The sequence below is a fragment of the Streptomyces sp. NPDC012474 genome, assembly GCF_042955185.1.
Classification (GTDB): Bacteria; Actinomycetota; Actinomycetes; order Streptomycetales; family Streptomycetaceae; genus Streptomyces; species Streptomyces cahuitamycinicus.
This window is the reverse complement of record NZ_JBIBEP010000013.1, coordinates 39,695-51,689: the sequence shown is the minus strand read 5'-3', so window position 1 is coordinate 51,689 and position 11,995 is coordinate 39,695. Positions and strand designations below refer to the sequence as shown.

Here is an 11,995-nt window from a genome sequence, read left to right as displayed (position 1 = left end):
CCTTCGTGGTTCACGCCCCGGTCGGCCGGGCGGTTCCGGCCCGGGTCGATAATCGGGGCCGTGACCGATCTTGAGACGCGCGCGGCCCCGTCCCGCGCCGGGGCGCTGCGCCGGGCGGCTCCGGCGCTCGCCGGGTACGCGGCCGTCCGCGCCCTGGGCCTGCTCTCTCTGTTCCTGTGGAGCGCGGCGCGGGACAAGAGCGCGTACACGCTGCTGACCGCCAGGTGGGACGCGCTCTGGTACGTCCGCGTAGCCGAGCTCGGCTACGGCTACGAGGTGCGGCTGGCGAACGGGGACGTGCACTCGAACCTGGCGTTCTTCCCGCTGCTGCCCTGGCTGGAGCGACTGGTGGCGGCGGTGTCGCCGCTGTCGTACGCGGACGGGGGGTTCCTGGTCAGCACGGTCGCCTCGCTCGCCGCGGCCTGGGGGATCTTCGCGGTGGCGGACCATGTGTACGGCCGCCGGGCCGGGGTGTGCGCGGTGCTGCTGTGGGCCGTTCTTCCGGTCGGGATCGTGCAGTCGATGGCGTACAGCGAGTCCCTGTTCACGGCGCTCGCGGCCTGGGCGCTGTACGCCGTGCTGACCGGCCGCTGGGTGACGGCCGGCGCACTGGCCCTGTTCGCCGGGCTGACCCGCCCGGTGGGGCTGGCCGTGGTGGCGGCGGTGTGGGTGGCGGCCGTGGCCTCCTTCGTCCGCGACCGGCGCGCGGCCGGGCAGGACACTCCGCGCGTCCCCGCCGCCGGGACCCGGGCCCGGCGCGTCCTCGGCATGGCCCTGGCCCCCCTCGGCACCGCCTGCTACGTGCTCTGGGTCGGCCACCGCACCGGCAAGGGCCCGCTGGGCTATCTCGATGTCCAGGCCGGATGGCGCAACGGCTTCGACGGCGGCTACGCCTTCGCCCGTTTCGTCGCCGAGAAGTTCACGTCGTTCCCGTCGGCCCTGGCCGGAGTGGGGCTCATCGCCGGGGTCGTGTCAGTCGTCTGGCTGTATGTGACCGGAGTTCGTCAGCGCCAGCCGCTGCCGCTGCTGGTCTACACCGGGGTCGTGACCGCGCTCGCCCTGTGCGCGTCGAGCTACTTCGGCTCGAAACCGCGTCTGCTGATGCCCGCCTTCCCCTTGCTGCTGCCTCTCGCGTCGGCCTTGGCCAAGGTGCGTACGCGCAGGTCAGCGACCGTTCTCGGGGCCGTGGCGGTGGTCTCCGCGGTGTACGGCGCGTTCTGGCTGAACGGCTCCGGTCCGCCCTGACCCGCTGTGAGCGCCGGGGGAATTCCGCCCCATGCCCCGGTGAACGAATTCAAAAGCGCGATAAAACCCGCATCCGGAATGATCAAAGGAATTGAAGGTCACAGCGGTCGGCGATTGCAGATTCGCTGGAAATAAACCCCCTCCTGAGAGGAATCCCACATCACATCGTCATCACAAAGCCGTTGATTCGCCCGGGATCTGAGCTCACTCGCTGTAACGTCGATTGGGTGCGTACCGAACCGAAGCTCACCCGTCTGGACCGGGTGTTCGCCCGGCTGGACCGTGAGCCGGAACGACCGGCCCACATCGATGTGCCGAAGATGAGCAGGCACCGCATCGTGCTCTTCGCGGGAACCCTGGCCTTCTACGGCGCGATCGTGTGGGCCGTGGTGATCACGTCCTGGCTGGTCCGGCTCGACTGGCAGGTCATGTTCTTCCGCCCGTACCAGCAGTGGTCGGAGATCCACTGGTTCGTCGACTACTACGTGGTCCTCGGCCAGCGCGGCCCGACCGCCGTGATGGTCGCGGCGTGGCTGGGCTGGCGTTCCTGGCGGCAGCACACCCTCCGGCCGCTGCTCGTGTTCGGCGTCTCGCTGCTGCTGCTGAACGTCACGGTCGGCGCCGCCAAGTACGGCATGGGCCGCCTGGGCCCGCACTACGCGACCGTGATCGGCTCGAACGAGATGTGGCGCGGCGGCGATATATTTCCGAGCGGTCACACCGCCAACGCCGTGGTGACCTGGGGAATCCTGGCCTACCTGGCGTCCTCCGCGAGAGCGCAGCGCTGGCTGTCCGCCGTGTCCGCGGTGACCTCGCTCGGCGTCGGGATGGCCACGGTCTACCTCGGTACGCACTGGCTGAGTGATGTGCTCCTCGGCTGGACCGCGGGTCTGCTGATCCTGCTCGGCCTGCCGTGGTTCGAGCCGCTGATCGCCCGGGCCGAGGTCGCGATCTTCGACCTGCGCGATCGTCTGCGGGACCGCAGACGCCGCACCCCGGCCGGGGCTCCCGTCCTGATCACGCCGCTGCCCGCCGACCGGGAGGACGTGCCGGCCCGAGCGGCCCGGGCCCCGGTCTGCCTGGCGCCGGGCCCGCACACGTCCCGCTCGGAGCGCACGCCGGTCACACCCGCCGGCAGCCGCCGGCAGCCGCACCCGGAGCGCCACCCGCACGGTTCGGCATCGTCGGCCCGCCCATGACGGGCGGCTGACCACGGGCCGGTGCGCACCCCCCCCCCGGCGCCGCGAAGCCCCGATTGCGGGAGGGTGGTGGGTGCTTTCCAGGGGCCTACGCCAGGTCTCAGCCCTTCCAGGCCCGCGCCACCCGACCGCCCTTGACCTCGAAGTTCAGCCGGCCCACGCGGTACTCCATCGTGATGATCGCCCCCGGCGGCAGCGAGCGCACCGTCGGCCAGCCGCGCTCTCGCGCGAGGCGTTCGGCCCGGTCGGCCTCCAGGCCGACATAGGTGTCCGGGCTGTCGTCGGGTTCCGCGGAGGGTGTCGGAGTCGGTGCCATGCCGCCACGCTATGTGCTGCCCGCCGACCACGGAAGTCCAGGCCCGCGGCCCCGGTCACTGTCCCCCTCCCGTCACGCTTCTGTCACAAGATCACGACAAGCGTTTCGGAAGCTGTCCGTCACACGGACGAGCGGTTCCGTACGCCTTCCGCAGGCATTCGATCGGAATTCCCGCGTGTCCCATGAGCTCATGGAAAAGCCCGGCGGAAAGTGCCGGGTGAAGTGCCTCCGGGGCTCCATTCCTTTCCTGTGCCGCACCGGCCCGGCGAAGTCGGCGCGGTACGGGAAATGCATGGCTTCGGCACACAGGGGCCGATACGCCCCCTGTCGGAGCGCACGATGACGCGAGCATCATGGCGTGAGCTCGCGGGTACGTGAGGCGTGGGCTGCGGCGGGCCCGGTGCGCGATCAGCGAAGGGGCGAGCGAGCGATGGGGACGCAGACCGTAGAGGCGGCCGCGCCGTCCGAGCCGCGGACGCGGCACGGACGAGCGGTGGTCGACTGGCTGACGACGACGGACCACAAGAAGATCGGCCATCTCTACCTGCTCACGTCGTTCCTGTTCTTCCTGGTCGCCGGGGCGATGGCGCTGCTGATGCGCGCCGAACTGGCCCGCCCCGGCCTGCAGATCATCGACAACGAGCAGTTCAACCAGGCGTTCACGCTGCACGGCACGATCATGCTGCTGCTGTTCGCGACGCCGACCTTCGCGGGCTTCGCCAACGAGCTGATGCCGCTGCAGATCGGCGCGCCCGACGTCGCCTTCCCGCGGCTGAACATGTTCTCGTACTGGCTGTTCCTGTTCGGCGGGCTGATCGTGCTCGGCTCCCTGCTGGTGCCCTCGGGACCCGCCGACTTCGGCTGGACCGCCTACGCCCCGCTCAACAGCGCGGAACGCACGCCGGGCATCGGGGCCGACCTGTGGATCATGGGGCTGGCGCTGTCGGGCTTCGGCACGATCCTCGGCGCGGTCAACTTCATCACCACGATCATCGGGATGCGCGCCCCCGGCATGACGATGTTCCGGATGCCGATCTTCGTGTGGAACACCCTGTTCACGTCGATCCTGATCCTGATGGCGTTCCCGGTGCTCGCGGCGGCGCTGCTGGTGCTGGAGGCGGACCGGCGGTTCGGCTCGCAGGTCTTCGACGCGGCCAACGGCGGCGCGATCCTGTGGCAGCACCTGTTCTGGTTCTTCGGCCACCCCGAGGTGTACATCATCGCGCTGCCGTTCTTCGGCATCATCACGGAGATCATCCCCGTCTTCAGCCGCAAGCCGCTGTTCGGCTATCTGACGCTGGTCGGGGCGACCATGGCGATCACCGGCCTGTCGATGATCGTGTGGGCACACCACATGTTCGCCACCGGCGCGGTGCTGCTGCCGTTCTTCTCCTTCATGAGCTTCCTGATCGCGGTGCCGACGGGCGTGAAGATCTTCAACTGGGCCGGCACCATGCTCAAGGGCTCGCTGTCCTTCGAAACGCCGATGCTGTGGGCGACGGGCTTCCTGGTGACGTTCCTGTTCGGCGGGCTGACCGGGGTGATCCTGGCGTCGCCACCGCTGGACTTCCACGTGACGGACACGTACTTCGTGGTCGCGCACTTCCACTACGTCGTCTTCGGCACGGTCGTCTTCGCGATCTTCGCCGGCTTCTACTTCTGGTGGCCCAAGTTCACCGGGAAGATGCTCGACGAACGGCTCGGCAAGATCCAGTTCTGGACTCTGTTCACCGGCTTCCACACCACGTTCCTGGTGCAGCACTGGCTGGGCGCCGAGGGCATGCCCCGCCGGTACGCGGACTACCTCGCGGCGGACGGGTTCACCGCGCTCAACACCGTGTCGACGATCGGCGCGTTCCTGCTCGGCATGTCGACGCTGCCGTTCCTCTACAACGTGTGGAAGACCGCCAAGTACGGGGAGAAGGTCGAGGTCGACGACCCCTGGGGCTACTGCCGCTCCCTGGAGTGGGCGACCTCCTGTCCGCCGCCGCGGCACAACTTCACGACGCTGCCCCGGATCCGCTCCGAGTCGCCGGCGTTCGACCTGCACCATCCCGAGTACGCGGCGGTGACGTCTCAGCCCGAGCCAGAGCGCCATCAAGCCGGTCCCGAGTCGTCCTGATCGCCTCGATCAGCCCGTCCGGCTCCAGCACCTCGAACTCGAAGCCCAGCATCACCACGTGGATGACCATCACGTCGAGGCTGCCGGCGCCGCAGCGCAGCAGGCAGGTGTCCTCGCTCTCGGCCTCCAGCACCCCGGCGGAGGGCGAGATGCGTTCGGCTGCTTCCTCCAGGGGCACCAAGAGCCGCACGACGGCGTGGGTGGCGTACGCGCGCGTGGAGACGCCCTGGGAGACGTAGGCGGCGAGGTCCTCGGCGGGCGGGCGGCGCGGGGCGAAACGCGGGCCGTGCGGTGGCCTGGGCGTGACGCGGTCCACGCGGAACGTACGCCAGTCGTCCCGGTCGAGGTCCCAGGCGACCAGGTACCAGCGGCGCTCGGTGCACACCAGGCGGTGCGGTTCGACGCTGCGGCGGGTGGTGGTGCCGTCGTGGCCGCGGTACTCGAAGCGCAGCCGTTCGGCGTCCCGGCACAGGTGGGCGAGTTCGGTGAGCACGGCCGGGTCGACCGAGGAGGGCAGCGTGCTGCGCAGCATCGGCACGGTGACGGCGTTCAGGGCGCTCACCCGGCGGCGCAGCCGGTTCGGCAGCACCTGCTCCAGCTTGGCGAGGGCCCGTACCGAGGTCTCTCCGATGCCGTCGATACCCTGCCCGGCGGCGGTGCGCAGCCCGACCGCCACGGCGACGGCCTCGTCGTCGTCCAGGAGCAGCGGCGGCAGTTCCGCGCCGGCGCCCAGCTGGTAGCCGCCGCCGGTGCCGGGGCTGGCGTTGACCGGGTAGCCCAGCTCGCGCAGCCGGTCGACGTCCCGGCGCAGGGTGCGGGCGCTGACGCCGAGCCGGCCGGCGAGGTCGGCGCCGGACCACTCGCGGTGGGCCTGGAGCAGGGACAGCAGACGCAGCAGACGGGCCGAGGTCTCCAACATGGGGCGAGTCTGCCAGGCCTTGCGGACAACCACTGTCCTCAAGGTGCGTAGGCCAGTTGCGGGACGGTGAAGCAGGTGCGGTTCATGTCCCCCTGGCCCACCCAGCCCTTCCCGTCCTGCCAGCGGGCCACCGACAGGCAGGTCCTGCTGCTCTCCGGCGGCTCCGGCAGGCGCTCGAAGCGGACGGGGAGCAGCAGCCCCCCGGCGGTGTAGCCCTGGCTGCGGTCCATGTAGGCGTCGACGCACGCGCGCGTGATGCCCGTCGTCGCGCAGGACGTCGCCGCGTCCGTGAACCACCGCGCGGCCGCCCACCCCTCCAGCTGCCACTGGGAGTGCGTCTTCAGGTCCTTCGTCGCCTCGCGGAACTCCCGTACGGCCGGGTGGCCGGTGTCCTCGAAGTTGCGGCTGGCGCCGGTCGCCCAGAGGGCGTTGCGGCAGCGCGGGGCGTCCTTGTAGTCCTCGGCGACGGTGGACGTCCAGTTCTGCACGTTGGTCACCTTGGCGGTGACGTCGGCGCCGGCCTCGTCCATGGCCTGGCAGAGCCGGGCGTTGCCGTGCCCGTCGATCGCGTCGAACACCAGGTCGGCGCCCTGCTCTTTCAGATCGGCGGCGACGGCGCGGAAGTTGGGCAGGGCGAAGTCGACCTGCTCGGTGACGACCTTGTAGCCCTCGGCGCGCAGCCCCCGCTCGACGAGCCGGGCGTAGGCGGCCGAGGCGGACTGGTTGTAGGAGACGACGGCGGCGGTGCGGGCGCCGTGCTCGCGTTCGAAGTAGCGGTAGACCTCGGTGCCGCCGTACAGCTCTCCGTCCCAGCCGGGGGTGCCGTCGCGGGGCGCGAGACTGCCGTAGATGCCGTAGAGGTGCGGGAAGGTGTCGTAGGCGGTGCCGATGGGCTGGCCGCCGATGTCGGGCACGCGCGCGCGGGAGACGCGGGAGGCCCCCGCGTAGTCCAGGGCGGTGGTCGCGACCAGGGCGACGACCTTGTCCTCCGCCACGAGCCGGTGCACGCACTCGTTGTTGCCGACGCCGCTGCCGCCGTCGTCGCAGTGGCGCACCTCGATCCGGCGGCCGTCGATGCCCCCGCGCGCGTTGAGCCGGTCGAAGAAGGCCTGGGCGCCGTCGCGCGGGCCGGTGAAGGCGCTGCCGCCGACCGGGCTTGTGGCGCTGGTGATGATGCCGACCCGCAGGGGCGCGGCGTCGCGGGGCGCCCGGGTGGGGTCGTCGCGTTCGAAGTCGCTCTCCGGGAGCCGACTGCCGCAGGCCGCGCTCAGGGCGAGCAGCAGCACCGCGGCGAGTGCCTCAGCAGCCCGGAATCGGGGACGCATTGCCGCTCAGTTGCACCAGCGCGCACAGCGTCTTGGCGGACACCTTCCAGGTGCCGTCCTGCTCGACGGCGCTTCCGGAGGCGTCGGGCAGGGCGGTCGCGCCCTTCAGGGTGAGCGTGTAGGTGACGTCCGCCCCGGTCGCCGAGGTGAACTCGACCTCGGTGACCTTCGCCTGGACCTGCCCGCCGCGCTCGTCGCCGCTGAAGGCCTGCAGGACCGGGCCCATCCGGTCGCCGTTCTCCAGGACGGCCTGCTTGTCCTCGGTCGAGGTCTTCGGGTCGAAGAACTTCTGCCAGTTCTGCCTGATCTCCGCCTCGGCGGCGGCCCGGTCGGCCGGCGCGGTGGCCGGAGCGCTGGTGGTTCGCTCCGCGGTCGGGGTCGGAGGCGTGGACTCGCTTCCGCCGCCGCTGTCGTCGCTGCAGGCCGCGAGGGCCAGGACCAGGGTGGCGGCGATCGCCGTGCCCCGTCCCGCGGTGCGCGGACCGCCCCTCGCGTTCCCCCGCTTGAGGTCGCTGCCGAGAACCATCTGGCTCACCACCGGGTGTCGGTCCGGGCCATGGGCGCCCGGTGCTTTCAGGGTCAGCTTCCACAGGGCATAGTGCAAGCGATCGGCGGACTTGAACAGGCAGCCCGACGCACGCACAGCCGAACCCGACGTGTGGGAGCCAGCGATGCGGACCAGCCGACTGCGGACCGTGCATCCCGTCCTGTGGGCCGGCTGGGCCGCCCTGGCCGCCGGCGCGGTGCTGTGCGTCGTCGGCTGGTACGGGGTCTCCGGCGAGCGTTACGCCGAACGGCAGCTGCCCTACCTCGCCTCCTGCACGGTCCCCGGGGCCGCGCTGATCGTCGCCGGGGCGGTGCTGCTGGCCCGGGGCCGGGATGCGATCGCCGCCGCGCGCGTGGAGGAGCTGTACCACCTGCTGGTGGCGGCGGAGCCGGACGAGCCGGAGGGAGCCGGCCGGGCCGGGCTCGCCCCGCTCGCGGTCAGCGGCGACCTGCTGATGGTGCCGGGCGGCACGCTGTGGCACCGCGCGGACTGCCCGCTGGTCGCCGGCAAGGCGGAGGCGGTCCCGGTGGACTCCAAGCTGGTGGCGAGTGGTGAGCTGGACCCCTGCCCGATCTGCGAGCCGGCCGAAGAAACCGACTGATGTCGTCGCTGACGTACGACCTCACCCTCGCCGGGCTCTCGGTGGGCAGCGCGGCGGCGCTGACCGGGATCGGACTGATCGTGACGTACCGCGCGACGGGCGTGCTGAACTTCGCCCACGGCGCGATCGCGATGGTGTGTGCGTACGTACTGCGGCAGTGCGTGGTCGAGTGGGGCTGGCCCTTGTGGCTCGGTGCGGTGGTGACGCTGCTGGTGCTGGCTCCGGGTCTGGGGGTGGTCCTGGAACGGTTCGTCTTCCGGCCCCTGGCGGTCCTGGGCGACGACCCGGCCCAGACGCTGGTGGCGTCCATCGGGGTGTTCGTGCTGCTGGTGGGCGGGGCGGCGCTGCTGTGGGGGCAGGGGGCGCGGGACGACGCTCCGGTGCTGGTGCCGGACGAGCCGTGGGGGCAGCTGGCGGTGGTGCTCGTGCTGGCCGCCGGGGTCGCGGCGGTGGTCCGCCGGACGCGGTTCGGGCGGGAGCTGCGGGCCGTGGTCGACGACCGGCGGCTGGCCGTGCTGGGCGGTGTCGACGCGGACCGGGTCGCGGCCACGGGGTGGGCGTTCGGTTCGTTCACGGCCGGTCTGACGGGTGTGCTGCTGGCGCCGTACGTGCGGCTCGACCCGTACGGTCTGTCGCTGCTCGTCATGGAGGTCGTGGCGGTCGCGGTGGCGGCGCGGATGCGGAGCCTGCCGGTCGCGGTGGTGGTGGCGCTCGGCGTCGGGGTGGCGCAGAGCCAGCTGACGCGGCTGCACCCGTCGGGCTGGGCCGAGCCGCTGCTCCAGGCGGTGGGCACGAACCTGTTCGTCGTCGCGCTGCTGGTCGCGGCGCTGGTACTGCCGGGTACGGGGCAACGGGACGCGCTGCCGCACACGGCCACCGCGCGCGTGCCGACCCCGCCGGGTGCCTGGATCGTGGTGTTCGTGCTGTTCCTGCTGCCGCTGGGCCTGGCCGGCCGGGACCTGCACACCTCGGTCCAGGTGCCGGCGCTGGCCGTGATCCTGCTGTCCCTGGTGGTCGTCACCGGGCGCGGTGGCCAGATCTCCCTGGGGCAGGCGGCGTACGCGGGCCTGGGCGCCCTGTTCACGGCGATGCTGGCGTCGGGCCGCTTCCCGGGGCTGCCCGCCCTGCCGGAGCTGGCGGCCCTCGGGGTGTCGGTGGTCCTGGTGGCACCGCTCGGCCTGCTGACGGGCTGGCCGGCGATCGGCCGCCGGGGCTTCGCACTGGCGCTCGCGACGTTCGCGGTCGGGGTGGGAGTGAGCCGCTTCGTCTTCGCCCAGCCGTACGCCACCTCGGGCCTGTCACTGGACCGCCCGGCGGGTTTCGACGGGGACCGGGCGTACTACCTCCTGGAGCTGCTCCTGCTGGCGGTCGCGCTGCTGGCGACGCACGCGCTGCGCCGGGGGCGGACGGGCCGGGCCCTCGCCGCCATGCGGGACCACGAGCGGGGCGCGCAGGCGGCGGGCGTGCGGGTGCCGTCCCTCAAGCTGCTGGCCTTCGTCGCGGGCGCCGCACTGGCAGCGCTGGGCGGCGGCATGCTCGGCATGGGCCTGCGCGCCTTCGACGCCGCCGCCTACGACCCCGTGCGCGGCCTGCTGTGGTTCGCCGCGGTGGTGGTGCTGGGTGCCGACAGCACGCTCGGCGCCCTCGCGGCGGCGGCTCTTCTGGTCGGGCTGGACGCGGGTACCCGGGGCGGCGTCGCGGCAGCCCTGATCGGCGTCCTGGCGATCCTGGTGGGCCGCTTCCCGGGCGGCCCCTACGAGGCTCTGCGCACGGCATCGGAACGTCTCCGGCTGCGCCGCACCCCGGCTCCGACTCCGGTGGGCGCCCGGGCCCGCGGGCGGCTGCGCCCCTCGGCGGCGCGGGCGGCCGCGGGGGCGGGCGTGCCGACCGGGGCGACGCGGGTGGCGCACCGGGCGGAGAGTGCGGGAGCGTCCGGCCGGCGCGAGCCCCGAGACGGCGAGCGCCGCCCGGAACGCCGCCCGCCGGGCCGGACCGTCCCGGGCCTGCCGAGCGACGGCAACGGCCCTCGGGCCACCCGGCCCGAGGGAGCCCCGGAGGCACCCGGGCCCTCCACGACCACCCGGCCCCAGGCACCACACAAGCCTCTCCCGACCACCCGGCCCGAGCCGACCCCCGAACCCTCTCCGGCCACCCCGCCCCAGGCACCGCCCGAGCCCTTCCCGACCACCCGGCCCGAGCCGACCCCAGCCCCCCGGCCCGAGGCACCCCCCAAACCCCCTCCAACCACACACTCCAAGCCGCCCCCCGAGCCCTCCCCCGCCCCCCGGCCCGAGCCGCCCCCAGGCCCCGGGCCGCGTGCGGCGGCGCCCAGGGGAGACGCCGCGCCGCCCACAGCCCCGACGGCCGATGGCTCCGCCGTCCCCCTCCTCACCGCCCGCCGCCTCCACGCCCGCTACGGCGGCTTCACCGCCCTCGACGGAGTGGACCTGGACCTCTCCCCCGGCCGGATCACCGCGGTCGTCGGGCCCAACGGGGCCGGGAAGAGCACCCTGTTCCACTGCCTGGCCGGGACGCTGCCGCCCGCGCGCGGGACCGTGCGTCTCGGCGGGCGGGACATCACCGCGCTGCCGGCCCACGCCCGCGCCCGGCTCGGTGTCGCACGGACCTTCCAGCAACTGGCCGTCTTCCCCTCGCTGACCGTGGCCGAGAACGTCCGTGTCGGCGCCGAGCAGGGCCTGGTGACCGACCCGGGCGCCGTGGAGCACGCCCTCAGGCTGCTCGGGCTCGACGGACCCCTGCGCGCACGGCCCGCCGCCGGGCTGCCCACGGGGACGCTGCGCCGCGTCGAACTGGCCCGGGTCCTCGCGGGAAGTCCCCGCGTCCTGCTTCTCGACGAGCCCGCCGCCGGTCTCGACACCGCCGAAGTGAGCGCCCTGACCCGGGTCCTGAAGGCCCTGGCCGCCGACGGCACGGCCCTCCTCGTCGTCGAGCACGACCTGGATCTGGTGGCCGGTCTCGCCGACGTCGTGCACGTGATGACCGCGGGCCGGATCGTCGCCTCCGGCCCGCCCGGGCGCGTGCTGGACGCCCTGAAGCCGGGGGCCGGACGATGACGACCGTCTCCCTGCGCCACGCCCGCGTGCGCTACGGCCCCCTGGAGGCCCTGCACGGCGTCACCCTCGCCGCCCCCGGCCCGGGCCTCACCGTGCTGCTCGGCCGCAACGGCTCCGGCCGCACCACCGCGCTCCGCGCTCTGGCCGGCACCGTGCCCCTGTCGGGCGGCACGGTGGTGTGGGACGGCACGGACGTGACCCGCGTCCCGGCGTACGAACGGGCCCGGCGGGGGATGTGCCTGGTGCCGGAGCGGCAGGCCGTGTTCGGCTCGCTCACCGTGCGCGAGAATCTGGCACTCGCCGCCCGCGACCACACCACCGCCCTCGACGCCTACCCGCAGCTGCGGCCCCTGCTGGAGCGGCGCGCCGGCACCCTCTCGGGCGGGGAGCAGCGCATGCTCGCCCTCTCGCGGGCCCTGCTCGCACGCGCGCGTGTGGTGCTCGTCGACGAGCCCGCCCAGGGCATGTCGCCCCCGGTCGCGGCCCGGACGTACGAGCTGCTGGGCGCACTGGACGCGTGTGTGGTGGTCGCCGAGCAGCGGCTGCCGCCCACTCTGCGGGACCGGTCCGCGATCGTCTACGAACTGCGCCGCGGGACCGTCGTGTTCGCCGGGGAGGCGGGCGAACTCCCGGGGTGATGCCGGACA

The 11,995-nt window shown here is 73.1% G+C and carries 9 protein-coding genes and 1 pseudogene; 6 read left to right on the top strand and 4 right to left on the bottom strand.

What is annotated here, in order from left to right; translation table 11 throughout:
- Positions 1–60 precede the first annotated feature (60 nt).
- Positions 61–1,245 carry a mannosyltransferase family protein gene (locus ACFY9S_RS26200; protein WP_391132488.1) on the top strand — a complete coding sequence of 395 codons (1,185 nt, stop codon included), beginning with the start codon at positions 61–63 and terminating at the stop codon, positions 1,243–1,245.
- Positions 1,246–1,472: 227 nt separating this feature from the next.
- Entirely contained in the window at positions 1,473–2,444 is a 972-nt protein-coding gene (locus ACFY9S_RS26195; protein WP_391132486.1) for a phosphatase PAP2 family protein, read from the top strand.
- A gap of 100 nt (positions 2,445–2,544) precedes the next feature.
- Here ACFY9S_RS26195 and ACFY9S_RS26190 read toward each other — a convergent pair whose 3' ends face one another.
- Positions 2,545–2,760 (bottom strand): I78 family peptidase inhibitor, encoded by a 216-nt coding sequence (locus ACFY9S_RS26190; protein ID WP_191847553.1) that lies wholly within the window; start codon positions 2,758–2,760, stop codon positions 2,545–2,547.
- Positions 2,761–3,190: 430 nt separating this feature from the next.
- Here ACFY9S_RS26190 and ctaD point away from each other — a divergent pair.
- A pseudogene (gene ctaD / locus ACFY9S_RS26185) lies at positions 3,191–4,717 on the top strand (cytochrome c oxidase subunit I); the annotation flags it as partial.
- 43 nt (positions 4,718–4,760) lie between these two features.
- Here the strand turns inward: ctaD and ACFY9S_RS26180 are convergent.
- From ACFY9S_RS26180 to ACFY9S_RS26170, 3 genes are read right to left on the bottom strand one after another with little or no spacing between them, the layout of a single operon-like run.
- Positions 4,761–5,801, bottom strand: a complete 1,041-nt coding sequence (locus tag ACFY9S_RS26180; protein ID WP_391132483.1) for a WYL domain-containing protein — start codon at positions 5,799–5,801, stop codon at positions 4,761–4,763.
- Between the two features lie 38 nt (positions 5,802–5,839).
- Complete coding sequence (locus ACFY9S_RS26175) at positions 5,840–7,126, bottom strand: ABC transporter substrate-binding protein (protein ID WP_391132481.1); 1,287 nt, start codon at positions 7,124–7,126, stop codon at positions 5,840–5,842.
- Complete coding sequence (locus ACFY9S_RS26170) at positions 7,101–7,652, bottom strand: hypothetical protein (RefSeq protein ID WP_391132480.1); 552 nt, start codon at positions 7,650–7,652, stop codon at positions 7,101–7,103. The genes ACFY9S_RS26175 and ACFY9S_RS26170 overlap by 26 nt, the downstream gene beginning before the upstream one ends.
- 145 nt (positions 7,653–7,797) lie before the next feature.
- Between ACFY9S_RS26170 and ACFY9S_RS26165 the strand changes: the two genes are divergently transcribed.
- Genes ACFY9S_RS26165 through ACFY9S_RS26155 form a run of 3 tightly spaced genes read left to right on the top strand, consistent with a single transcriptional unit; the run spans position 7,798 to position 11,986 of the window.
- A complete protein-coding gene (locus ACFY9S_RS26165; protein ID WP_391132478.1) occupies positions 7,798–8,274 on the top strand; it encodes a hypothetical protein in 477 nt (158 codons plus the stop codon).
- A complete protein-coding gene (locus ACFY9S_RS26160; RefSeq protein WP_391132476.1) occupies positions 8,274–11,348 on the top strand; it encodes an ATP-binding cassette domain-containing protein in 3,075 nt (1,024 codons plus the stop codon). Before ACFY9S_RS26165 ends, ACFY9S_RS26160 begins: the two co-directional genes overlap by 1 nt.
- Complete coding sequence (locus ACFY9S_RS26155) at positions 11,345–11,986, top strand: ATP-binding cassette domain-containing protein (protein ID WP_391132474.1); 642 nt, start codon at positions 11,345–11,347, stop codon at positions 11,984–11,986. The genes ACFY9S_RS26160 and ACFY9S_RS26155 overlap by 4 nt, the downstream gene beginning before the upstream one ends.
- The last annotated feature ends 9 nt before the right edge of the window (positions 11,987–11,995 follow it).